20 protein-coding genes and 1 riboswitch are annotated in these 23841 nt (G+C 67.7%); of the genes, 11 read left to right on the top strand and 9 right to left on the bottom strand.

The window, feature by feature from the left end:
- Window positions 1-89 precede the first annotated feature (89 nt).
- Window positions 90-773 (top strand): response regulator transcription factor, encoded by a 684-nt coding sequence (locus J2X52_RS08470; RefSeq protein WP_310151539.1) that lies wholly within the window; start codon window positions 90-92, stop codon window positions 771-773.
- Complete coding sequence (locus J2X52_RS08465) at window positions 760-2127, top strand: HAMP domain-containing sensor histidine kinase (protein WP_310151536.1); 1368 nt, start codon at window positions 760-762, stop codon at window positions 2125-2127. Before J2X52_RS08470 ends, J2X52_RS08465 begins: the two co-directional genes overlap by 14 nt.
- Before the next feature lie 43 nt (window positions 2128-2170).
- Here J2X52_RS08465 and J2X52_RS08460 read toward each other — a convergent pair whose 3' ends face one another.
- The gene (locus J2X52_RS08460; protein ID WP_310151532.1) at window positions 2171-2752 is read right to left on the bottom strand and encodes a hypothetical protein; all 582 of its coding nucleotides are present in this window, start codon (window positions 2750-2752) and stop codon (window positions 2171-2173) included.
- 55 nt (window positions 2753-2807) lie between these two features.
- Window positions 2808-3632, bottom strand: a complete 825-nt coding sequence (gene metF, locus J2X52_RS08455) for a methylenetetrahydrofolate reductase [NAD(P)H] (protein ID WP_310151527.1) — start codon at window positions 3630-3632, stop codon at window positions 2808-2810.
- Window positions 3633-3841: 209 nt separating this feature from the next.
- On the opposite strand from metF, the gene mqo reads away from it, so the two are divergent.
- The 3 genes from mqo (at window position 3842) to J2X52_RS08440 (ending at window position 7383) form a co-directional block, all read left to right on the top strand.
- On the top strand, window positions 3842-5545 hold the full coding sequence (mqo, locus tag J2X52_RS08450) for a malate dehydrogenase (quinone) (protein ID WP_310151524.1): 1704 nt from the start codon (window positions 3842-3844) through the stop codon (window positions 5543-5545).
- A 127-nt stretch (window positions 5546-5672) separates the two neighbouring features.
- Window positions 5673-6794, top strand: coding sequence for a GGDEF domain-containing protein (locus J2X52_RS08445; protein WP_310151518.1), 1122 nt, complete (start codon window positions 5673-5675; stop codon window positions 6792-6794).
- Window positions 6795-6825: 31 nt separating this feature from the next.
- A complete protein-coding gene (locus J2X52_RS08440) occupies window positions 6826-7383 on the top strand; it encodes a DUF3228 family protein (protein ID WP_310151514.1) in 558 nt (185 codons plus the stop codon).
- A gap of 122 nt (window positions 7384-7505) precedes the next feature.
- Here J2X52_RS08440 and J2X52_RS08435 read toward each other — a convergent pair whose 3' ends face one another.
- Window positions 7506-8075: a hypothetical protein gene (locus J2X52_RS08435; protein ID WP_310151511.1), complete on the bottom strand. Its 570-nt coding sequence runs from the start codon at window positions 8073-8075 to the stop codon at window positions 7506-7508.
- Window positions 8072-8569 (bottom strand): RNA polymerase sigma factor, encoded by a 498-nt coding sequence (locus J2X52_RS08430; RefSeq protein WP_310151506.1) that lies wholly within the window; start codon window positions 8567-8569, stop codon window positions 8072-8074. Before J2X52_RS08430 ends, J2X52_RS08435 begins: the two co-directional genes overlap by 4 nt.
- 142 nt (window positions 8570-8711) lie before the next feature.
- Here J2X52_RS08430 and J2X52_RS08425 point away from each other — a divergent pair, with 142 nt between their 5' ends.
- Both J2X52_RS08425 and J2X52_RS08420 read left to right on the top strand, forming a co-directional pair.
- Window positions 8712-10151, top strand: a complete 1440-nt coding sequence (locus J2X52_RS08425) for an amidohydrolase family protein (protein WP_310151504.1) — start codon at window positions 8712-8714, stop codon at window positions 10149-10151.
- Complete coding sequence (locus tag J2X52_RS08420) at window positions 10148-10408, top strand: hypothetical protein (protein WP_310151502.1); 261 nt, start codon at window positions 10148-10150, stop codon at window positions 10406-10408. The genes J2X52_RS08425 and J2X52_RS08420 overlap by 4 nt, the downstream gene beginning before the upstream one ends.
- Before the next feature lie 63 nt (window positions 10409-10471).
- Here the strand turns inward: J2X52_RS08420 and ahcY are convergent, their stop codons facing one another.
- Window positions 10472-11920 (bottom strand): adenosylhomocysteinase, encoded by a 1449-nt coding sequence (gene ahcY / locus J2X52_RS08415; protein ID WP_310151499.1) that lies wholly within the window; start codon window positions 11918-11920, stop codon window positions 10472-10474.
- A gap of 35 nt (window positions 11921-11955) precedes the next feature.
- A riboswitch (S-adenosyl-L-homocysteine riboswitch) is annotated at window positions 11956-12029 on the bottom strand.
- A gap of 367 nt (window positions 12030-12396) precedes the next feature.
- On the opposite strand from ahcY, the gene J2X52_RS08410 reads away from it, so the two are divergent.
- Window positions 12397-14892 (top strand): prolyl oligopeptidase family serine peptidase, encoded by a 2496-nt coding sequence (locus tag J2X52_RS08410; RefSeq protein WP_310151497.1) that lies wholly within the window; start codon window positions 12397-12399, stop codon window positions 14890-14892.
- Window positions 14893-15190: 298 nt separating this feature from the next.
- Here J2X52_RS08410 and J2X52_RS08405 read toward each other — a convergent pair whose 3' ends face one another.
- From J2X52_RS08405 to metK, 4 genes are all read right to left on the bottom strand, one after another.
- Window positions 15191-15922, bottom strand: a complete 732-nt coding sequence (locus J2X52_RS08405) for a peptidase (RefSeq protein ID WP_310151494.1) — start codon at window positions 15920-15922, stop codon at window positions 15191-15193.
- Window positions 15923-15980: 58 nt separating this feature from the next.
- Window positions 15981-16988, bottom strand: a complete 1008-nt coding sequence (locus tag J2X52_RS08400) for an alpha-E domain-containing protein (RefSeq protein ID WP_310151491.1) — start codon at window positions 16986-16988, stop codon at window positions 15981-15983.
- A 107-nt stretch (window positions 16989-17095) separates the two neighbouring features.
- Window positions 17096-18508 (bottom strand): circularly permuted type 2 ATP-grasp protein, encoded by a 1413-nt coding sequence (locus J2X52_RS08395; protein WP_310151488.1) that lies wholly within the window; start codon window positions 18506-18508, stop codon window positions 17096-17098.
- Window positions 18509-18686: 178 nt separating this feature from the next.
- A complete protein-coding gene (gene metK / locus J2X52_RS08390) occupies window positions 18687-19898 on the bottom strand; it encodes a methionine adenosyltransferase (RefSeq protein ID WP_310151485.1) in 1212 nt (403 codons plus the stop codon).
- A gap of 208 nt (window positions 19899-20106) precedes the next feature.
- On the opposite strand from metK, the gene J2X52_RS08385 reads away from it, so the two are divergent.
- Genes J2X52_RS08385 through J2X52_RS08375 form a run of 3 tightly spaced genes read left to right on the top strand, consistent with a single transcriptional unit; the run spans window position 20107 to window position 23716 of the window.
- Complete coding sequence (locus J2X52_RS08385) at window positions 20107-21801, top strand: GNAT family N-acyltransferase (RefSeq protein ID WP_310151481.1); 1695 nt, start codon at window positions 20107-20109, stop codon at window positions 21799-21801.
- Window positions 21798-22628 (top strand): UDP-2,3-diacylglucosamine diphosphatase, encoded by an 831-nt coding sequence (locus tag J2X52_RS08380; protein ID WP_310151477.1) that lies wholly within the window; start codon window positions 21798-21800, stop codon window positions 22626-22628. Before J2X52_RS08385 ends, J2X52_RS08380 begins: the two co-directional genes overlap by 4 nt.
- Before the next feature lie 38 nt (window positions 22629-22666).
- Window positions 22667-23716: a metal-dependent hydrolase gene (locus J2X52_RS08375; RefSeq protein ID WP_310151474.1), complete on the top strand. Its 1050-nt coding sequence runs from the start codon at window positions 22667-22669 to the stop codon at window positions 23714-23716.
- The last annotated feature ends 125 nt before the right edge of the window (window positions 23717-23841 follow it).

Here is a 23841-nt window from a genome sequence, read left to right as displayed (position 1 = left end):
GTGGAAGCATTGCAACGCTGTGCCATCATCCGGCCCAGACCCGTATTCACCGTAACGCGCCCCTGCGGGCGCGACGCCAAGGACACTCCATGCACATCCTCGTCATCGAAGACAACCAGGACATCGCCGCCAACCTCGGCGACTATCTTGAAGACCGCGGGCATACCGTCGATTTCGCCGCCGACGGCGTCACCGGCCTGCATCTGGCCGTGGTCCACGACTTCGACGCGATCGTGCTCGATCTCAACCTGCCGGGGATGGACGGCCTGGAGGTCTGCCGCAAGTTGCGCAACGACGCGCGCAAGCAGACCCCGGTGCTGATGCTCACCGCACGCGACAGTCTCGACAACAAGCTCGCCGGTTTCGACTCGGGCGCCGACGACTATCTGGTCAAACCCTTTGCGCTGCAGGAAGTGGAAGTCCGCCTCAATGCACTGTCGCGTCGCGGCAAGGGCACGCATACGCGCGTCCTCGATGTCGGCGATGTCGAATACAACCTCGATACGCTGGAAGTGCGTCGCGGCGGCAAGCTGCTGCAGCTCAATCCGACCGCACTGAAGATTCTGCAATCGTTGATGGAGGCCTCGCCGGCAGTGGTCACGCGACAGGAACTGGAAACCCGCGTCTGGGGCGAGGAGCTGCCGGATTCGGATTCGCTGCGCGTGCACATCCATGGCCTGCGCGCGGTGATCGACAAGCCGTTCGACGTTCCGTACATCCAGACCCGTCACGGCATCGGCTACCGCATCGCGGTTCCCGATGCGGCCACCTGAGTCCATCCAGGGCCGGCCGGCCCGGACGCGTAGCCGCCGCCGTTACCGGCGGCGCCTGCGCAGTCGCATCATCCTGTCGTTCGTGCTGCTCGGTCTCGGGCTCACGACGCTGTTCGCGTTCCTGACCCAGGAAGCGCGTGACCGCGTGGAGAACACGCTGGTCGAAGACCTGATGAACCGCAATATCGACGAGTACGCACGGCGCTACTACGTCGATCCGGTGCGCAATCCGGCGGTGCCGCTGGAACAGATCCGCGCGCGAGTGATCAAGCGTGACCGCTTCGAGGAGCTGCGCCGCGAGCAGCCGGACTGGTACGAACTCGGCGACGGCATCCACAACCTCAGTGGCGTCGACGAGGACGGCACACCCTTCATGTACAAACTCGCGGTGCGCAAGACGCCCGACGAATGGTTCTTCCTCGCCTACGACATGAGCGAGACGATGCGCGGCGCGACGCAGTTCCAGCGGGCGATCTTCGGCTCCGTGGTGCTGGTGTCGTTGCTGTCGCTGCTGATCGGCTGGTGGTCGGCGGCGCGGGTCATGAGCCCGGTGTCGGCGCTGGCAAACCGGTTGCGCAGTTCCGGCGACACGTCGACACCCGAAGCGCTGGCGCCGCATTTCCCGGACGACGAAGTCGGTCAGCTGGCGAGTGCGCTCGACGACTACGCATTCCGTCTGACCGAAGTCGTGCAGCGCGACCGCGAGTTCAACGCCGACGTCAGCCACGAACTGCGCACACCGCTCGCGGTGATCAAAGGCGCGGTGGAATTGCTGCTGTCACGGCCGGAACTCGACGACAAGACGCGTGCACGCCTTGCGCGGATTCAGCGTGCCGAGCAGCAGTGCACCGATCTGATCAGCGCGTTGTTGCTGCTGTCGCGCAATGAGCGTGGACATGGGGCGACCGACGTCGGCCGCGTGGTTGAGCAACTCTTCGATGCGCACCGCGGCCAGCTTGCCGGCAAACCGCTGACGCTGCGACTGGAGGCCGGCGCGCAGCCCCTGGTAGTCGATGCGCCCGAGTCGGCGGTCACCGTCGCGCTGGGCAATCTTGTCGGCAACGCGATCAAGTACACGCTGGAAGGCGAGGTGGTCGTGCGTCTGGGCGAGGCCACGGTCGAGGTGGCCGACTCGGGTCCCGGCCTCAGCGCCGAGGATGCAGCGCGGCTGTTCGAACGCGGCTATCGCGGCACGCACGCCGAACATTCCCAGGGTGGCGGCATCGGTCTGTCGATCGTGCGCCGTCTGTGCGCGCTGTACGGCTGGCAGGTGCGCGTGGTGCCGGGTGCCGTTCGCGGTGTTGTGGCGACCCTGTCGTTCCGGCCCGAGCGGCCGTCGATGCCGGCGGACTGATACCGGCGTCGCGGAGCGGCATCGCGCGCCGCTCTGCGACGGATTAGAGACTCACCCACCAGCAGCCGAGATGCCGACGCAGGCCGAACACGGTCGTCACGGTGCCGCCGCCGCTCGCGCCGGTCTGGTCGATGCGCAGCGATGTCGGCGGGCGTTCGGGCGCTGCGGTCGGGAGGTCGCGCGCGCTGACCCAGCCGGTAAACCCCCCGCGGTCCTGGGCGACCACAGTCTGCGCCGGCCGCTGCGCGGTGATGTTGACCAGCGGCCGCTGCGCGATGGCGTCCAGCCTGTCCAGGATCTGGTAACCGCCGGTCTGGCTCAGGCCCTGCCAGTGGTAGAGACCGGCCAGCCGGTTGGTGTCGCGCTGGTCGATCGCGAAGCTCAGTTCCTGGATCAGTCCGCGCAGCTGGCGCTGGCAGCTGATCCTGGGCAAGGCCGGGCGCGCCGACCCCGCCCGAGGCACGCTCGCGGTTGCGCCCACGGCCGAACAGGCGCGATCGGTGTAGATGGTGCCGCCGTCAGGGCCGGTGCAGCGCCGGACCTGCGCCGACGCGCCAGCCGGCACGCACACGGCCGCGATCGCCGAGGCGGTCAGCAGCAGGGCGGGGTAGGGGCGACGGGGCATCGGCGCAGCCTAGCGGCTGGCCGGTGATGGCGACAGTGGCGTCCGGGGCGATGCTTCAGGACAAGCGCGCGAGCACGGCCTGGGTGGGCTTGGACAGGTTGAGCGTGTAGAAGTGCAGCGCGGGTGCGCCGCCGGCGATCAGGCGTTCGCACAGACTGGTCACCACGTCGGCGGCCAGCTCGCGGATCGCGTCGGCATCGTCGCCGTGCGCGGTCATCTGCCGCTGCATCCAGCGCGGGATCTCGGCGCCGCAAGCCTCGGAGAAGCGGCGCAGCTGGCTGAAGTTCGAGATCGGCATGATGCCGGGAATGATCGGGATATCCACGCCCGCGCGCCGCACGGTGTCGACGAAATGGAAATAGGCGTCGGCGTTGTAGAAGTACTGGGTGATCGCCGCGTCCGCGCCGGCGTCGACCTTCGCCTTGAAATGGCGCAGGTCCGCGCGGGCATCGTCCGCCTGCGGGTGGATCTCCGGATAGCAGCCCACCTCGATGCGGAACCGGTCGCCGAACTCGGCACGGATGAAGGCGACCAGATCGGACGCATAGCGCAGGTCGCCCGGATGGCCCATGCCGGAGGGCAGATCGCCACGCAGCGCGACGATGCGGTTGCAGCCGATCGCGCGGTAGAGCTTGAGCAACTCCCGGATCTCTTCCCGGCTGCCGCCCACGCAGGACAAATGCGGCGCGGCATCCAGGCCGTGCTGCTGCTTGAGCCGGCGCACGGTCTCGGGCGTATGGCTGAGCGTCGAACCGCCGGCGCCGAACGTGCACGACACGTACTCGGGCGCGTGCACGGCGAGTTTCTTCGCGGTCCGGTCCAGCTGGCTGCGCTGGTCGTCGGTCTTGGGCGGGTAGAACTCGAAGCTGAGCGGAAGCATGCGCGGCCTGCGGCGACGGTGTGGGCCGAATTGTATCTCTTGATCGCGATGAATGCGAAGAGATTCCGGCGGCCTCCTGCATGGAACACGCCTTCCCGCGGGCTCCACGCACGCCGGCTTTATAATTGCCGGGTCGCCCGGCATTGGCCGGGCCGTGCCCCTCGACGGTCCTGGTGCCGCCGACCGGCGTCCTCCCCAAGGATCCCGTCATGAAGAAATTCCTCAAGGCCCTCGTCGGCCTCGTCGTGCTGGTGGCGATCGCCGCCGGTCTGTTCCTCTATTGGCCGCTGTTCGAGCGTTCGCCGCCCGAGCCGGAGAACGCCGAACCTGTCGACGTGGTGTTGATCGGCGCCGGTGTCATGAGCGTCACGCTGGCGACCTACCTGCAGGAACTCGAGCCCGACTGGCGCATCGAGATGTACGAGCGCCTCGACGGCGTCTCGCTGGAGAGTTCCGATGGCTGGAACAATGCAGGCACCGGGCATTCGGGTTTTGCCGAACTCAACTACACCCCCGAGCGCGAGGACGGCAGCATCGAGACCGCGCGCGCGGTCGACATCGCCGAGCAGTTCGAGATCTCGCGCCAGTTCTGGTCGCACCAGGTCGAAGCCGGCCGTCTCGGCACGCCGGGCGAGTTCATCAACGCCACGCCGCACATGAGCTTCGTCTGGGGCGATGCGAACATCGATTATCTGCGCCGTCGCCACGCGGCGCTGGCGAAGGAGCCGCTGTTCAACGGCATGGTGTACTCGGAAGACCCGGCGCAGATCGCCGCGTGGGCGCCCTTGATGATGCAAGGCCGCGATCCTGCGCAGAAGATTGCCGCGACCTGGATGCCGCTCGGTACCGACGTCAATTTCGGCGTGATCACCCGCCAGCTGACCCAGGCGCTCGAGCGCAGTCCGAACTTCGGCCTGCACCTGCGGCATGAAGTGCGCAAGCTGCAGCGCGAGGACGACGGCACCTGGATTGTCGCCGTGCATGACCTCGCCACCGACACGACCCGTTCGATCCGCACGAAGTTCGTGTTCGTCGGCGCGGGCGGCGCCGCGCTGACGATGCTGCAGCATTCGGGCATTCCGGAAGCCGCGAACTACGGTGGCTTCCCGGTCGGTGGCCAGTTCCTTGCCGCCGACAACCCAGCCGTGACTGCACGCCATGAAGTGAAGGCCTATGGCAAGGCGGAGGACGGCTCGCCGCCGATGTCGGTGCCGCATCTCGACGCGCGCATGCTCGACGGCAAGCCGGTGCTGCTGTTCGGCCCGTTCGCCTTGCAGAGCACGCGCTTCCTCAAGCACGGTTCGTGGTTCGACCTGTTCTCCTCGGTCAACAACCACAACGTCGCCGGCATGATGCGCGTCGGCGCCGAGAACCGTGATCTGGTCGGCTACCTGATCAGCCAGGCACGCCTGTCGGACGCCGACCGCATGGCGGAACTGCAGAAGTACTACCCGGGTGCGCAGCCCGCCGACTGGCGTCTGGTGACCGCCGGGCAACGCGTGCAGGTGATCAAGCGCGATCCGGAGCAGGGCGCGATCCTGCAGTTCGGCACCGAGATCGTCACCGATGCCGACGGCAGCATCGCCGCGCTACTGGGCGCGTCGCCGGGTGCGTCGACGTCGCCGAAGATCATGCTCGACGTGATGCGCAAGGTGTATCCGGCGCAGATGGATGGCCCGTGGCGCGAGCGTATCGAGCAGATCGTCCCGTCATTCGGGCAGACGCTCAACACCGACGTCGCGCTGACCAACCGCATTCGCGGCATGACCAGCCGCGTGCTGCAGCTGCCGTACCACGAAGTGCCGGGCGCAGCCGTCGGCGACGGTCAGCCCCCCGCGGCGAACGATGAACTGCACGGATCGGACGAAGGTCCCGACGAGGCCGATCTCGACCGGCGCACGCAGGCGCTTTGATCAAAACGAAGAGGCGGGCCTTCGGGCCCGCCTTTTTTCTTGCACGATGTGGGCGCGTGACGCTTTAGCGCCATCGCATGCGCCCGGCGCGATGTCCTGGCGACCCGGTTCGCCGTACTCTCCGAAGATGCCGACCACGCCTGCCAGCTACGACCGCAGCGCCCAGCGCGCCCGCAATCTGTTGATCCAGGAAGTGCTGGAAACACGCCAGCGCGCCCGGCTCGGCGGCTGGTTCTACGGCGTCGCCGCGGCGCTTGCGTTCGCGGTCACCGGGTTTTCGACCGGTTACCGGATGTCGGCGTTGCTGGTCATCGGCACGCTGCTGGCACTCGCCGTCGTGCGCGTGCTGATCCCCGTTCCCGCTGCGCCGGACGAACGCGAGGCGCGCCGTTATCTACGCACGCTGTGGGGCGTCGTGCTTGCGACGACGATCGTCTGGGGCAGCTTCAGCGCATGGAGCCAGTCCGCGCTGCCCGAGCCCGCGCCGCTGATCGCGCTGTTGTTCTCCGGTGCGTTCGGCATGGCGCTCGCACATACGCTGTGCATGCGTCGGCTGCCATCAGCGCTGGCGATTCTCGGGGTCATGGTGCCCCCGCTGGTCGTGCTGTGGCGCGAGGTCGCGCTCAGTGTCGGCGCCATGTGGATCGTCTACATGGCCTACATGCTGCTGGTGATGCGGCGTAGCCATCGCGAATACCGCGCGCGGCTGGAACTCGAAGAAGACCTGCGCCAGCAGCGCGATCTGTTCGCGACCCAGAGCCGCGTCGATGGTCTGACGCTGCTGCCCAACCGCCGCGAGTTTTCCGAGTCGCTGGAACATGCGATCGTGCTGGCTGGCGAAGGCCGCCCACTGTCGCTGCTGATCCTCGACATCGACCATTTCAAGCGCATCAACGACAGCTACGGCCACGTGGCCGGCGACGCATGCCTGGTCGAATTCTCGCGCCGGTTGCACGCGTCTTTCGACGGCCCGGGCGAGTTGTGCGCGCGTCTCGGCGGCGAGGAGTTCGGCGTGCTGCTGCCTGCCGACTGCACCGTGGCCCATGCGCGCGCCGAACGCTTCCGCGAGGCGCTCGCGCAAAGTCCATTGGCCTTCGACGGCGTGCAGGATGTCGTGACGACGAGCGTGGGCTGCAGCCGCTTTGACGCGTCCCGCCACGCCGATGCCGGTGCGCTGTACCGCGAAGCCGATGCCGCGCTGTATCGCGCCAAGATGGGTGGCCGCAACCGCACCGAGCGCGCGCTGTAAGGCGTCCCTTCTTTTTGATCCCAGGACCCGCATGTCCATCGTTCTCACGCCCTTCGCCCGCCCGCGCCTGTTTCCCCGCACACCGCGCGGCAACACCATCCAGGACATCACGCCCGAGCAATTCGAGGCGCACCTCAACCGCGAAACGCCGCACGCCGTGCTCGATGGCTACGCGCCGTTCTGCAAGTTGCACGTGCACCGCAACTGGACCTCGACGCGCTGCCTGACCGTCCCGATCACCGACGCCAACCGGCACCTGCTGCGCTCGGGCTACGAAGCCCGCAACAGCGCGGAACTGCCGGTGCTGGTGCGCTGGTTCGAAGGCGTGGAAGCGCCGCGCGCGGAGTACCTCGTGGTGATTCTCTACAGCGCCGAACAGCTCGCGAAGGAAGGTTCACCGATCGACGCGGACTGGGGCATCGTCGGCTGCATCTACACCGCCGAACCCGAAGAGATTCCGATGGCGCCGATCACGATGCTGCGCAATGCGTTGGGCGTGGAGGAGGGGGGCTCCGGCGTGCCGCTCGACCGCGCGGCCTACCGGCGCAGCGTGGACTTCTGGGAGCACAACGCGAACTGGCGGCCGTAGCGCGCGACCGCGCGCGTGCCGGCGATTCCGGTCAGGAGCGGTGACCGCATCGCCGGCGTGCCCTGAGTCGCGCGAGACGATCCCGCGCCGCCGGGTTGTCGGGCCGCAACGGTCGGGCAGGCTCAGCGTGGGCCTGCGAGACGACGCATCCCACGGTACTCGGCACGATAGCGTCGGCGCCGCGTGTACGAAATGCCGTAGGTGAGCACGGCGCAGGCGCCGGCATAGAGCAGCAGATCGCCGGCGGCGGGCTGCCAGGCGGTCGCGCCGACCGCGATCGAGATCGCCATCGCCGACAGGGCGTAGACGAGCAGTACGACGGCGGTGACACGCGCGATGCGCAGTTCCCGCAGGCCTGCGCGAAGCTGCGATAGGCGTACCTGCGCATAGGTCGCGACATCGAGCGTCGCCGCATCACGCCGCGGCTGCGGCGCACGCAACAGCAGCCACCACGCCGCCGGCATGTAGACCACGAAGAACGGCATGACCAGCCAGTACGCCGGGGTGACGGCGGCGCCGGCCAGCGGCCGGAGCAACATCGCGATCGCGCCCAGCGTGATTGCGATCTCGAGCGCTCGCCGCAGCCGTAGCCGCAGCCGATGGCGTCGCACGCGCCTGATCAGCGCTGCGCTGTCTGTCGACGGCTGCGTCGCCTGCCATGCGTTCTGCAGCAGATCATCGAAATCGTTCACGACGTGGTCTCCTCGCGGGCTTGCAGGGTTTTGAGCTGGTGGCGGGCGCGGTGCAGGCGTACGCCGACGTTCTCCATCGAGATTCCCAGCAGCTCGGCGATCTCGCCGTAGTCGAAGCCTTCGAGTTGCAGCATCAGCGGCTGGCGCAGCGTCAGGGGGAGGGTGGTCAGGGCTTCGAACAGCCACTCGCTGCGTGCGCGCTCGGCATCCGCGACGGAGTTCGGGTCCGGCACATCGTGGGTGTCGGGATCCAGCGGCAGCGGCGCCGGCGTGCGGATGGCCGAGCGCACATGGCTCGCCCCCAGGTTGTGCGCGACCCGCAGCGCGAACGGCAGCAGACGGTCGTGCGCACGCAGCTTCGGCAACGCCTGCCAGACCGCCAGCAGCACGTCCTGCATCAGTTCGTCGCGCAGCGCCGGGTTGAGTTCATAGCCGCAGACCGCGCGCCAGAGTTGCGGGTGGAGCGCTTGGACCTGGGACCACGAAGGGGGCATGGCATCGAACAAATCGGGCGGTGTCCACAGAGCAGTCGTCGCGAGGCGTGGATTTCTTACACGGACATCGTCTTGCATCGGCGGCGTAAGAAATACGGCGCTGCCGGCGACTGATCCGGGTACACCCACCTTGGAGTTGCCGATGCATCCTCTCATCCCATGGTCCGTCGCCGGTCTGCTGAGCTGCGCGCCGTTGCTGTCCGCGCAGGCTTCGCCGACGACGCTGGCGCTCGATGGCGTCCGCATCATCGATGTCGAGCGCAGCCGCAGCAGCGCGCCGCGCTGCGTGCGCATCGAAGACGGCCGGATCGCCCGCATCACCCACCCCGGCAGCCGCGCCTGCCAGCGCGATGCCACCGTCGTGTCACTTGCGGATCGCTATCTGATGCCCGGCCTGATCGACATGCATGCGCATCTGTCCCTGGGGCCGATGGTGGTGCGGCAGGATGGCGACGCGATCGTCATGGAAGCGCTGCCTGACGACGCCATCGCCGAACACAACGCTGCGCGCCTGGTCGGCTTCGGGGTGACCACGATCCGCAACCCGGCCGGTGATCTCGCCGCCGCGGCACGTTACAAGGCGCGCCTCGCCGACGCCGCGCTGACCGGCCCGGAAAGTTTCGATGCCGGACACGTACTCAATGACGCCGGTCTGCCCGGGCTCGCGACCGGCGTGACCACGACTGACGATGTGCGTCGCGTCGTGGCCGAACAGGTCGATGCCGGCGCCGACTGGATCAAGCTCTATACCGGCCTGTCGCCGGAACTGCTGCAGGCAGGCATCGCGGCCGCGCATGCGCATGGCCGCCCGGCGGTCGCGCATCTCGAAGAGATCGCATGGACCGACGCGCTGCCGATGGGGCTGGATGGACTCGTGCATCTGATGCCGGTGAGCCCGGACCTGCTGGCGCCCGCCGACGCGGAGGGGTATGTCGCGTCGCGTCGCCCGGCGACGTTCGCGTTCTTCGAGTGGTGGGAGCATTTCGATCCCGATGGCGCGGAGGCGGATCGCCTCGTCGCGGCGTTCGACCAATACCGTCCGGTGTTCGATGCCACCCTCGTCGCCTTCCATGCGGCCTTCGTCCAGGACCGGGACGACAGCCCGTACCGTCGCGATGCCGAACGCTATGCGCATCCGCGGCTGCTGGCGAACTGGACCGATTTCTTCACCTTCGCTATCGGCTGGGAACCCGCGGATTTCGAACGTGCCCGCGCGATCTGGCCGAAGGTGCAGCGCATGGCCGCGCGCCTCTACGCGACGGGCGCGCGGATGACGCTGGGCACCGACATGAGCAATCCCTGGATCGCACCGGGCGTCAGCCTGCACCACGAGATGGCGCTGCTGGCCGAGGCCGGTGTGCCGAACGCCCATATCCTGCGCGCCGGTACGGCGAGCGCGGCCGATGCACTCGGCGCCGGCGATCGGCTGGGCCGCGTTGCGGTCGGGCACGAGGCGGATCTGCTCGTGCTCGATGGCGATCCGCTCGCGGATCTGGCGCATGTGCGCGATGCGCGCGCAGTGGTGCTCGATGGCCGCTATCTCGATCGCGCGGCGCTGTCCGCGCTGCGAGGTGAAGAATGAGCGCGCGTCGTGAGGCGGGCGTGCGACGCCCGTGGCGCTGGATCGCGCTCGGCGGCGTGGTCTGTCTGCTGGCATGGATCGCGATGGCGGTCGGGCTCGCGCTTGGCGTCGACCGGGCCACGCGGATCGTGCTGGTCACCGTGGCCGCGTTTGCGACCGAAGGGCTGGTGTGGCTGAGCGCGTTCCTGCTGGGGCTGCGCGTATTCGAGGCGCGGCAGCGGCTGTGGCAGGCGCTGCGGGCGCGTTTCGCCCGCTGACGGCAACAAAAAACGGGCGCCTCGCGGCGCCCGTTCCTTTGCACACGATGATCGATCAACCGATCAGTAGCGGTAGTGGTCCGGCTTGAACGGGCCTTCGACCGGCACGCCGATGTAGTCGGCCTGTTCCTTCGTCAACGTGGTCAGCTTCACGCCGATCTTTTCCAGATGCAGGCGCGCGACTTCCTCGTCGAGTTGCTTGGGCAGCAGGTACACCTTGTTCTCGTAGGTGTCCTTGTTCGCCCACAGGTCGATCTGCGCGAGGGTCTGGTTGGCGAACGAGTTCGACATCACGAAACTCGGGTGGCCGGTGGCGCAGCCCAGGTTCACCAGACGGCCGTCGGCCAGCAGGAAGATCGCGTTGCCGTTGTCGAAGATGTACTTATCGACCTGCGGCTTGATGTTGATCTTCTCCACGCCCTTCAGCGCGTTCAACGCATCCACCTGGATCTCGTTGTCGAAGTGGCCGATGTTGCAGACGATCGCCTGGTCCTTCATCGCCTTCATGTGTTCGACGGTGATGATGTCCTTGTTGCCGGTGGTGGTGACATAGATGTCACCGCGGCCCAGCGTGGACTCGATCGTGTTGACCTCGTAGCCTTCCATCGCCGCCTGCAGGGCGCAGATCGGATCGATCTCGGTGACCACAACGCGCGCGCCGTAGTTGCGCAGCGACGCCGCCGAGCCCTTGCCGACATCGCCGTAGCCGCAGACCACGGCAACCTTACCGGCCAGCATCACGTCCATCGCGCGCTTGAGGCCGTCGGCCAGCGACTCGCGGCAGCCGTAGAGGTTGTCGAACTTCGACTTGGTGACCGAGTCGTTGACGTTGATCGCGGGCACCAGCAGCGTGCCGGCCTGGGCCAGCTGGTACAGGCGATGGACGCCGGTGGTGGTTTCTTCAGACACGCCCTTCCACTCGGCGACCGTACGCGTCCAGAAGTCCGGACGCTCGCTGCGCACGCGCTTGAGCAGCGCCTTGATGACCTGCTCCTCGTGGCTGCCGCCGGTGCTGTTGACCCAGCTGTCGTCGCCCTTCTCGAGTTCAAAGCCCTTGTGGATCAGCAGGGTCACGTCGCCGCCGTCGTCGACGACCAGCTCGGGACCGATCAGGCCGCCCTTGCCGTCGGGGAAGCTCAGCGCTTCGAGCGTGCAGTCCCAGTATTCCTCCAGCGTCTCGCCCTTCCAGGCGAACACCGGCGTGCCGGTCGCGGCGATCGCGGCGGCCGCATGGTCCTGGGTCGAGAAGATGTTGCACGACGCCCAGCGCACGTCGGCGCCGATGTCCTTGAGGGTCTCGATCAGCACCGCGGTCTGGATCGTCATATGCAGCGAACCGGTCACGCGCACGCCCTTGAGCGGCAGCGTGGCGGCGTGCTTCTTGCGGATCGACATCAGGCCCGGCATCTCGTGCTCGGCGATGTCGAGTTCCTTGCGGCCCCAGTCGGCGAGCGAAATGTCGGCGACCTTGTAATCGCCTTCGGTCGAGAAGGTCTTGAGTTGTGCGTTCATGGCAGCTCCGTAGTGGAATGCGTCGTGCGCATTCGCGAGTACGGGCGCCGTTCGCAGGACACCGCGCCGAGCCTGGCCGTGCAGCACGGTCGCAGCGCCCCTCGGCGAGGCGACGGCCATTCTATCCCAGCCCCGGGCGGGGCCGTGGGCCCTGCGCATTCACCCTGAACCCCGCTTCATCCGCGACCCGACCCCTAGGGTCAACCCCAGTGCGCGCAGATGCCGCGTGCGTCAGCATGCCGCCCTTGTCGCGATCGGCCTCACCGCCATTGATCGATGACGTATCCGCCGGTGCAGGACGCGCCGGATTGGGGGCCGCGCGATGCGGCCCGTTTTTCTTCCGGGGTCCGTATCGCGCCTGCCCTTGCGCAGGCCGCGCCGACGCGCAAGTACCGACAGTCCCGGTCCACGGAAGCAGGTGACGGTGGGGCGCGCGGTTATGCTCGACGGCCCGAGTGCTTCCGGATCGCCTGCCGATGTCTTCAACGAGTCCCCGCTGCCGTCTCTCCGTCGTCGTCTCCGCCACGCTGCTTGCCGCGACGCTGTCGTGGGGGGCGCCGCTGTTCGCGCAGAGCGCGCCCGCGTCTGCCGGCACCGGCTACCAGGTGCCACCCGAAGCGCTGCAGGCGATTGTCGATGCGCCGCGTCCGCCACGCTTGCTGCTGAGCCCGCAGCGCGATCTCGTCGCGTTCCTGCAGACGCCGGCGCTGCCGAGCATCGCCGAGGTGGCGCAGCCCGAGCTCAAGCTCGGCGGCATCCGCATCAATCCGAAGACGTACTCGACCAGCCGCGCCTCGTTCGTGACCGACGTCTGGCTCAAGCCGGTCGATGGCGGCGACGAGCAGCGCATCGCCGGCCTGCCGGAACCGTTGTCCCTGGCCTCGCTGCTGTGGTCGCCCGACCAGCGCCACATCGCCTTCAGCCAGGTCGATGTGGACGCCGGCGAAGTGCAGCTGTGGGTGGTCGATGTGGGCACGCGTCAGGCGCGGCGCCTGCTCGCGCAGCCGCTCAACGCGGTGGTCGGCAACGGCTTCGAATGGATGCCCGACAGTTCGGGTCTGCTGGTGCGCCTGCGCCCCGAAGGGCAGGGCAGCGTGCCGCAGGATGCGGGCATTCCCGCGGGCCCGAACGTGCAGGAAACCGGCGCCGGCGGCACGGTGCAGCAGCTGCGCACCTATCAGGACCTGCTGCGCAGCGAGCAGGACGCGCGCGTGTTCGCGCACTACATGACCAGCCAGCTCGCACGTGTGGCGCTCGACGGTGTGGTATCGCCGATCGGTGCGCCGGGCCTGACCACCAGCGCGACGATGTCGCCCGACGGCCGCCACATCCTGCGCCAGCAGATCGATCGTCCGTTCTCGTATCTCGTGCCCTACACGCGCTTCCCGCGGCGCATTGAAGTCGTCGGCCTGGACGGACAGGTCCAGCACACCGTCGCGACACTGCCGCTGGTTGAAGGCCTGCCGGTCGGCAACGACGCGGTGCCCACCGGCAAGCGGTCCGTGTCCTGGCGCAGTGATGCGCCGGCCACGCTCGCATGGGTGGAAGCGCAGGACGGCGGCGACCCCGCGCGCGAGGTCGCGGTGCGTGACATCGTCTATATGCAGGCGGCGCCGTTCCGTGGACAGCCGCAGGTACTGGCCGAACTGTCGATGCGCTATGCCGGTACGCAGTGGGGCAGCGGCGATCTCGCGCTGCTGACCGAGTACTGGTGGAGGACGCGGCGCATCCGCGAGTGGCGCCTGCAGCCCGACGGCGGCGAACCGGTCATGGTGCGCGACGGTTCCTATGAGGACCGCTACGCCGATCCGGGCATGGCGGTGACACTGCCCGACGCGACCGGCAACAGCCGCCTGCTGATCGCGTCCGATGGCGACAGCATCTACCGCATCGGCGATGGCGCCTCGGAGGAGGGCGACCGCCCCTTCCTCGATCGCCAGAACCTCGCCGACGGCAGCACCACGCGTCTGTTCCATTCGCAGGCGCCGTACTACGAATCGCCCAGCGCGGTACTCGATGCCGACGCGACGCGTCTGCTGACATCGCGCGAGACCCAGACCGAGCCGTCGAACTACGTCGTGCGTCGCCTCGACGCACCCGATGCCGCGCCAGTGCCGCTGACGGCGTTCGCGCACCCGACGCCGCAGTTACGCGACGTGCAGAAGGAGCTCGTGCGGTTCAAGCGCAAGGACGGCGTGGACCTCACCGGCACGCTGTATCTGCCCGCCGGTTACGACGCAAAGCGCGACGGTCCGCTGCCGATGCTGATGTGGGCGTATCCGGGCGAGTTCAAATCCGCAGACGCCGCCAGCCAGGTCACCGATTCGCCGTACCGTTTCAATGCGGTCGGCTATTGGGGGCCGCAGGCGTTCCTGGCGATGGGCTACGCGGTGTTCGCCGACGTGTCGATGCCGATCATCGGCGAGGGCGATGCGGAACCGAACGACACCTACATCGAGCAGCTGGTGGCCAGCGCCGAGGCGGCGATCGACGAAGCGGTGCGCCGCGGTGTCGCCGACCGTCGCCGGGTCGCGATCGGCGGCCATTCCTACGGCGCCTTCATGACCGGCAACCTGCTCGCGCATTCGCGCCTGTTCGCTGCCGGCATCGCCCGCAGCGGCGCGTACAACCGCACGCTGACGCCGTTCGGATTCCAGGCCGAGGAGCGCAACTACTGGCAAGCGCAGCAGACCTATCTGCAGATGTCGCCGTTCAACTACGCCGGCGACATCAAGGATCCGATCCTGCTGATCCACGGCGAGGAGGACAACAACTCCGGCACGTTCCCGATGCAGAGCGAGCGCATGTTCGCCGCGATCAAGGGCCTGGGCGGCAACGCGCGCCTGGTGATGCTGCCCAAGGAATCGCACGGCTACCGCGCGCGCGAATCGATCCTGCACATGCTCTATGAGACCAATGCCTGGCTCGACCAGTACGTGAAGAATCGGCCGGCGGAAGACGCGGCGCGCTGAGAGTCGAAACCTCTAACGTGCGCGCGGCGCCTGCGGGCGTCTCGCGCGCGTCATCTCAGCTTCGAGGCAATCCGCACCTCTCCCGCCGGGAGAGGTCGACGCGCAAAAGCGCGTCGGGTGAGGGCCGGAGCTTTACACGGAGGTTGCTGAAAGCACCACCCGCATCCGCCCCACGGGCACCTTCCACCCCATCGGGCATGACGCCCCGAAGGAGGCGGGAGAAACACCTGTCCCTTCACATCGACTTCGACTCAAATAAGCGCACGACGCACATCGGCGCGCGGCATCGGAGCTCGAATCAAGCCCACTCCGGCAACGGCAGGTCCGCCACCGCGCGACGCATCGCGTCGTTCCAGTGGTTGCGGATCGACTGCAGGTAGGCGTCGCCCTCTTCGAAGCGCTGCTGGATCTCGACCTTGAGGCTGTCGCGCTTGTAGACCAGCAGATCGATCGGCGGGCCGACGGACAGGTTGGAGCGGATTGTCGAATCGAACGACACCAGCGCGCATTTGGTCGCGGTGACCAGATCCGTGTGCTTGTTGATCACCCGGTCGAGGATCGGCTTGCCGAACTTGATTTCGCCGGTCTGGAAGAACGGCGTCTCGCCGGCGCTTTCGATGAAGTTGCCTTCCGAATACACCAGGAACAGGCGGGGCGCTTCGCCGCGGATCTGGCCGCCGACGATGAAGGAACCACTCGGATCAATGCCGCCGTCGCGCAGATAGGCTTCATCACGGCCGCGGATCTCGCGCATCGCATCGCCGACCACCTGCGCCACCTGGAACATCGACTGCGCATTGAGGATGCCGACGCGCTCGGGCTCATGGCGCGCGCGATGCTCGAGCAGGTTGAGCACGTTCTGCGTCAGCGACAGATTGCCCGACGACAGCGTCACCACGACACGTTCGCCGTCCTGGGTGAAGATCCGCATCTTGCCGGCCCGGCGGATGTGGTCCACGCCGGCGTTGGTACGCGAGTCGGAGGCCAGTACCAGGCCCTCTTCGAGGTTCAGTCCGATGCAGTAGGTCATGTCGTATCGCGGTACAGCGCAATCGCCATTGTGCCCCGCGGCGACGGGTAGTGACAGCTCAGGACGTGCGCTGCCATTGCGACTGCCGCAGGACCGGCGGGGGGACAGGCGCCGCGCCGGTGGTCATGAACTGCCGGTGGATCTCGCTGCCGAGCTTGGACAGTCGTGCCATGGTGTCCTGCAACCACGACTCCAGGCCCCCGGCGATGATCTCGTCGATGTGCGCGTAGCGCGCCTGCGCGGCCAGTGCACCGGCCTGGCGAGCCACTTCCAGCGATTCGCCGCCCGACAGCTGCTGCAGAATCTGGTGGATCGCGCCGACGCAGGTCTGCAGCGAGCGCGGGTTGTCGTCGTTGAGCAGCATCAGCGCCGCGACACCGGCCGGGCTGACCGATTCGCGGTACAGGCGGCGGTAGGTTTCGAACGCCGACAGCGCCTGCAGCAGCGCGCTCCACTGGAAATATTGGGTGGCGTCACGCGCTTCGCCGGTTTCCGGCAGCGTTTCGTCGCTGCTGATCATGTCGAGCAACCGGATCGACCAGTCCGCGCGTTCGATGAAGGCACCCATCTGTAGGAACTGGTAGCCCTCACCGCGGCCGAGCGTGCCGATAGTGATGCCGCGGAACGCGGCCGAGCGGGTCTTCACCCATTCCAGCGCGCTGCTCAGCCCGTCCTGGCGCAGGCGTGCGCTGTCGAAGCGGCGGATTTCCAGCCACGAACTGTTGAGGTCTTCGTACATCTCCGCGGTGATCGCGACGCGCTGCGCGCGGGCGTTCTCGCGCGCAGCGCGCAGGCAGCTGTAGATCGATCCAGGATTGGTCGGCGAGAGCAGCAGATGCTGGACCACACTTTCCGCATCGATCCGACCGTGCGCCTGCTCGAATTCCTGCGCCGAACCCAGCGAGTCGAGCGCGCGACGCCAGGGCGCGGCTTGGGCCTTGCCGCGGTCGAGCCGCTCGGGCAGCAACGCGATGCGCTGCGCCATGTCGAGCAGACGCGCGGTGTTCTCGGCGCGCTCCATGTTGCGGGCCACCCAGTAGAGATCGTTCGCGGTGCGGCAAAGCATGGCTCAGCGCCTGTTCGGATTGCCGGCGCGCGGTGCGCCGATGGACAAGGGAACGCGATCCCGGGCGTTCGGCGCGCGACGGCTACAGGAGACCGGCATCACGCGCCTCATGCCTCCATCACCCAGGTGTCCTTGGTGCCGCCGCCCTGCGACGAGTTCACGACCAGCGAGCCCTCGCGCAATGCGACGCGCGTCAGGCCACCCGGAATCACGTGGATGCGGCGCCCGGTGAGGATGTAGGGACGTAGATCAATGTGCCGCGGCGCGAGGCCACTCTCGACATAGGTCGGGCAGGTCGACAGCGACAACGTGGGTTGCGCGATGTAGTTGCTCGGATTGGCGAGGATGCGCGCGCGGAACTCCTCGATCTCGGCCTTCGTCGACGCGGGGCCCACGAGCATGCCGTAGCCGCCGGCGCCGTGGACTTCCTTGACCACGAGTTCGGGCAGGTGCTCGAGCGTGTACTTCAGATCGTCCGGATTGCGCAGCTGCCAGGTCGGCACGTTGTGCAGGATCGGCTCCTCGCTGAGGTAGTAGCGGATCATGTCGGGCACGTAGGGATAGACCGACTTGTCGTCGCCGACGCCGGTGCCCGGCGCGTTCGCCAGCGTGACGTTGCCGGCGCGATAGGCGCCGAACAGGCCCGGCACGCCGAGATGCGACTCGGGGCGGAACACCGTCGGGTCGAGAAAGTCGTCGTTGATACGGCGATAGATCACGTGCACGCGCTGCGCGCCGCGCGTGGTCTGGGCGTAGACCATGTCGTTCTGCACGAACAGATCCGCGCCCTCGACCAGCTCCACGCCCATCTGCTGGGCCAGGAACGCGTGTTCGAAGTACGCCGAGTTCGCGGCGCCCGGGGTCAGCACCGCGACCACCGGATTGTCGACGTTGGCCGGTGCGCACTCGCGCAGGATGTCGAACAGGGCATCGGGGTAGCGTTCGACCGGCGCGATCTGCTGGCGCGCGAACACCTCGGGCAGCAGGCGCGCCATCATCCGCCGGTTTTCCAGCATGTAGGACACGCCGGACGCCACGCGCAGATTGTCCTCGAGCACGTAGTACTCGCCGTCGCCGGCGCGCACCAAGTCGATGCCCGAGACGTGGGAATAGGTGTTGCAGGCGACCTTGAGGCCCTGCATCTCCTTGCGGTACTCGCTGTTGTCGAGCACCAGTTCGGTCGGAATGCGGCCGTCGCGGAGGATGCGCTGGTCGCCGTAGATGTCGCCGAGAAACAGGTTCAGTGCATGCACGCGCTGGCGCAGGCCGGCTTCGAGCATCTTCCATTCCTGCGCCGGCAGGATGCGCGGCACGATGTCGAAGGGGATCAGGCGTTCGTTGCCGGATTCCTCACCGTAGACCGAAAACGTGATGCCCACTCGGTGGAAGGAGATCTCCGCCTCGCGCCGCTTGTGCGCGACCTGCTCGTCGGAGGTGGCCTTGAGCCAGTCGTCGAAGCCGCGATAGTGCGGGCGGACATGCCCGTCGGCATCGTGCATCTCGTCATAGCTGGGCGGCATCGGGTGACAGGCTCCGTGGGCAGTACGCGGGCGGATCTGTGCTGCACTGCACAGATAGCATGCGAACTCCGCGATGCACAACGGGTGATGGGGCCGGCGCGCCCAACGAAAAACGGGCCGCATGTGCGGCCCGTTCCCCGAAGTGATGCAGTCGCGGCAGAGGCCGCGCCCGGATTCCTTACTTCAGCTTGGCGTCCGCGCGCAGCGCGTCGGCGCGATCGGTTTTCTCCCACGAGAACGACGTCGCACTCTGCGACTTGCCGGTAGCGTCGGTGTAGCTGAAGTCCTTCGGCTTGCGGCCGAAGTGGCCGTAGGCCGCTGTCTGCTGGTACATCGGGTGGATCAGATCCAGCATCTGGATGATGCCGTACGGGCGCAGGTCGAAATGCTTGCGGATCAGCTTTTCGATCTTCTCGTCCGGGATCTTGCCGGTGCCGAAGGTGGTGACCGAGATCGAGGTCGGCTCGGCGACGCCGATGGCATACGAGACCTGCACTTCGCAGCGATCGGCCAGGCCGGCGGCGACGACGTTCTTGGCGACATAACGCGCGGCATACGCGGCCGAGCGGTCGACCTTCGACGGATCCTTGCCCGAGAACGCACCGCCACCGTGGCGTGCCCAGCCGCCGTAGGTATCGACGATGATCTTGCGGCCGGTCAGGCCGCAGTCGCCCACGGGGCCGCCGATAATGAACTTGCCGGTCGGGTTGATGTGGAACTTGGTGCCCTTGTGCAGCCACTTGGCCGGCAGCACCGGCTTGATGATCTCCTCGCGGACGGCCTCGATCAGATCCTTCTGCTTGATGCCCGGATCGTGCTGGGTCGACAGCACCACGGCGTCGATCGCGGTGGCGACACCGTTCTCGTAGCGCAGCGTGACCTGGGACTTCGCATCGGGACGCAGCCACGACAGGTTTGAATTCTTCTTCTTGCGCACCTGCGCCTGGCGCTCGACCAGACGGTGCGACAGGTGGATCGCGGCCGGCATGAAGCTGTCGGTTTCATTGGTCGCATAGCCGAACATCAGGCCCTGGTCGCCGGCGCCCTGCTGCTCGGGATTCTTGCGGTCCACGCCCTGGTTGATGTCGGGCGACTGCTTGCCGATCAGGTTGAGCACGCCGCAGGTCTCGCCGTCGAAACCGACGTCGGAACTGTTGTAGCCGATGTCCAGGATCACCTTGCGGGTCAGCGCTTCGAGATCGATCCAGGCGCTGGTGGTCACCTCACCGGCGACGATCGCCACACCGGTTTTGACCATGGTTTCGCAGGCCACGCGCGCACGCTTGTCCTGCGCGAGGATCGCATCGAGCACGGCATCGGAAATCTGGTCGGCGATCTTGTCCGGGTGGCCTTCGGAGACCGACTCGGAGGTGAAGAGATAGCTGGACATCGGGGCTATATCCCTATATTCGGATGAAAAGATGGGCCGAAATGATACAGCGCCGGCCATGGAAATGCATTGTGCCCTGCGGCGGATTGCGCTGGGGTTAAGCACTGCCGCCCCGGGCGGCCGGCTGTCACGGCGCTGAAAGCGGGCTGCAACCGGGGCGACGCGGGGCGCGCGCAGCCTGCACCCAACCCGCCCGACCAGGCACCGCATGCTCCGGATCGAGGATCGTCTTCGGCAACGCTGGCCCGACTGGTTCCGCGGTCGCCGCGCCCGCATCGTCCGCCCGCTGCTGCGTGGCATCGCACAGTGGTCACGCTTCGAGGAACTCGACGCGTTTCTGGGACGCAGCGCGCACCTGTCCGGATTCGACTTCGTCGCCGCGTGCGGCGAACACCTCGGCCTGCGCTTCGACGTGTCCGATGCCGACGTCGCCCGCATTCCCGCACGCGGCCGGCTGCTGGTGGTCGCCAATCATCCCTCCGGCGCGCTCGATGCCCTGGCACTGCTGGCCTGCATCGGCCGGGTGCGTCGCGACGTGCGCATCGTTGCCAACGACCTGCTTTCGACGGTGCAACCGCTGGCGCCGCTGATGCTGGGCGTGCGGATCCTCGGTGGCCGGCCGACCGAAGCCAGCATCGCGGCGGTGGAAGCGGCGCTGCGCGAGGAGGCCTGCGTGGTGATTTTTCCGGCAGGCGAGGTTTCGCGGCTTGGCCCGGGCGGCGTGCGCGACTCGCGCTGGCGCCGCGGGATGCTGCGCTTCGTTCGCAACACGGGCGCACCTGTGTTGCCGGTGCGCATCGATGCGCGGAACTCGTCGCTGTTCTACGGGGTTTCGGCACTGTACCGGCCCGCCGGCACGGCGCTGCTGGCGCGCGAGATGTACGCGCGTCGCACGCGGCCGCTGCGCCTGCGCATCGGCCTGCCACTGGCGGTGCCGTGCGACGGCGATGACGACGCATTGCTGGCCTCGCTGCGTCGGCAGTTGTATGCGATCGGCACCCGACGCGAAGCCTGCGCCGACGGGCAGGCGCCGCTGGCCCGCGCGGCATCACTGGCTGCGCTGCGCGCCGCCGTCGCTTCCACCGACTGCCTGTGCGAACTCGGCAGTGGGCGGCAGGTGCGGCTGCTGCACGGCAATCTGCGCCATCCGCTGCTGCGCGAGATCGGCCGGCTGCGTGAACTGACCTTTCGCCGGGTGGGCGAGGGCACGGGACGGTCCCGCGATCTCGATGTCTTCGACGCGCACTACGATCACATCGTGCTGTGGGACGACGCGGCGGCGCGCGTGGTCGGCGCCTATCGCGTCGCCTGCGGCGCGGAGGTCCTCGCCACGCACGGCATCGATGGCTTCTACGCCGCGTCGCTGTTCCGCTATGCCGACGCGGCGCTGCCGCGCCTGCGGGCGGGCATGGAACTGGGCCGCAGCTTCGTGGTGCCCGAGTGCTGGGGCGGGCGTGGACTCGACGCCCTGTGGCAGGGCATCGGCGCGTATCTGCAGCGGCACCCGCAGGTGCGCTGGCTGTACGGACCGGCGTCGATCAGCGCGGCCCTGCCGCGCGATGCGCGCGAACAGCTGGTCGCCTACTTCCAGCGCTATCACGCCGGCGAGGGGCTCGCGGTCGCGCGCCGGCCGTTCGCTTTCGCAGGCGACGCGCCGTCGTTCAGTGATCTCGATGCCGCATCCGCGCTGACCCAACTCAAGGCCGGACTCGCTACCTTCGGTGCCGGCGTGCCCACCCTCTACCGCCAGTACGTCGAACTGTGCGAACCGGGCGGCGCCCGCTTTCTCGCCTTCGGCGTCGATCCCGACTTCAGCAATTCCGTCGACGGCCTGGTCGAACTGGACCTGCACCGCCTGCGTCCGCACAAGCGGCGCCGCTACCTGGGAGAGACCGACGCATGAGCCCGCCGATCCGATTGCCGCCGCCGCGCCCGCACCACCGTGCGGTCTTCGTCTCCGACGTGCATCTCGGCGCGAAACACTGCCATGCCGCGGAACTCGCCAGCTTCCTCGACGGCCTGCGCTGCGACCGGTTGTATCTGGTCGGCGACATCGTGGATCTGTGGTGGATGGCCCAGCGCCGCGCGCGCTGGGGCACGCCGCAGATCCGCGTGGTGGAAGCCTTGCATGCGCTGCGACGCGCCGGCACCACGATCGTCTACGTGCCCGGCAATCATGACCGCGCGCTTCGCCGCGTCTGCGGCCTCGCGCTGCCGGCGATGCAGGTACGCCGCCGCACCGTGCACGAGACCGCCGACGGCCGCCGTCTGCTGGTCACGCATGGCGACGACTATGACGCGATCACGCACTTCGGCGGCCTGCAGGAGCGCTTCGGTGACTGGCTCTACTACCGCATCCTCACCGGCAACCAGTGGCTCAATTTCGCCCGTCGCAAGTTCGGCATGCGCTACTGGTCGCTGTCGGAATTTCTCAAGCAGCGCAGCGGCGCGGCCGAGCGCTACATCGAACGTTTCGTGCAGGCAGGACTTGCCGATGCGCGACGGCGCGGTCTCGATGGCATCGTCTGCGGCCATATCCATCGCGCGTCCCTGGTCGAGCGCGACGGCCTGGTGTATGCCAACGATGGTGACTGGGTCGAAAGCCTGACCGCGCTGGCCGAAGCGCAGGACGGCAGCCTGCGCCTGTTGTCGCATCAGGGAGAAGTGCTCGCGATGTTGCCCGCGCGTGCTGCGACAGTGCCCGCAGCGCCGGTGTCACGCGCGGCCTGATACCTCGACGCCGTGGCGCCGGCTGCTAGCATCGGCGGATGGATTCCCTGACCCAGATCGTCCTCGGCGCATCGGTCGCTGCCGCCATCGTGCCCGCCGCCCATCGCCGTGCCGCGCTCGCGGCCGGTGCCGTGCTCGGCACCCTGCCGGACTTGGACGGCATTCCGATCGCGCTGATGACCGACGACCCGGTGCTGCGCATGACCCTGCACCGGGGGCTGACGCATTCCCTGCTGGTATTGCCGCTGATCGCCGCTGCCATCTGGTGGCTGTTCAAGCGCTTCGGCAAGGGCCGCGTCGCCGAAGCGCCGATGCGCTGGTTCTGGGCGATCGCGCTGGCGCTGATCACGCACCCGCTGCTCGATGCGTTCACCGTCTACGGGACACAGCTGTGGTGGCCGCTGACGCCGCCGCCGGCGATGTGGTCGAGCGTCTTCATCATCGATCCGCTCTATACCGTGTGGCTGCTGATCGGTGTGCTGGTCGCCGCGTTCGCCGGTCCGCGCCTGATCGCCGGTCGCCTGATCGCGGCAGGGCTCGTGCTGAGCACGGCGTATCTGGGTTGGTCACTGGTGGCCAAGACCCTGGTCGATCGCGAAGCCGATCGCGCGCTGGTCGCGATGGGCCTTGGCGATGCACCGCGGTTCTCGGTGCCGATGCCGGCCAACACCGTGTTGTGGCGCGTCGTCGCGATGTCCGACGACGGCTACGTCGAAGGGTTCCGCTCGCTGGCGGTTGATCGCGGCCCGATGCGCTTCGCCGCGTACCCGTCCGATGTCGACGCCTTGCGCGAGAACGCGGGTTTGCCTGCGGTGCAACGGCTTGCGTGGTTCAACCACGGCTTCATGGGCGCGGCGGTCGTCGACGACACCCTGCAGATCAGCGATCTGCGTATGGGCAATGAACCGGACTATTTCTTCCGTTTCGACGTGGCCCAGCGTGCAGGCGATGGCTGGCGATCGATACCGCCGGTGCAGGCAGAGATGACGCGCGACATCGCGGAGACCTGGAACGCGACTTGGGCGCGTATCTGGGAGCAGCCGGCGTCGGGTGGAGCGGACAAAGGAGCCGGGAACGCGCGCCACTGATCCATTTGATTGAAAGGCGGCGCAGGTAAGCGAGAGACTCTTGGTGTCGTGCGATGCCCGCGCCGATGCGACTCAAGTGCAGCCTTAAAAAAAACGGGCCGCCCGGATGGGCGGCCCGTCATGGC

The sequence above is a fragment of the Luteimonas sp. 3794 genome, from assembly GCF_031456825.1.
Lineage (GTDB): Bacteria > Pseudomonadota > Gammaproteobacteria > Xanthomonadales > Xanthomonadaceae > Luteimonas.
This window is presented reverse-complemented; position numbering and strand designations above follow the sequence as displayed.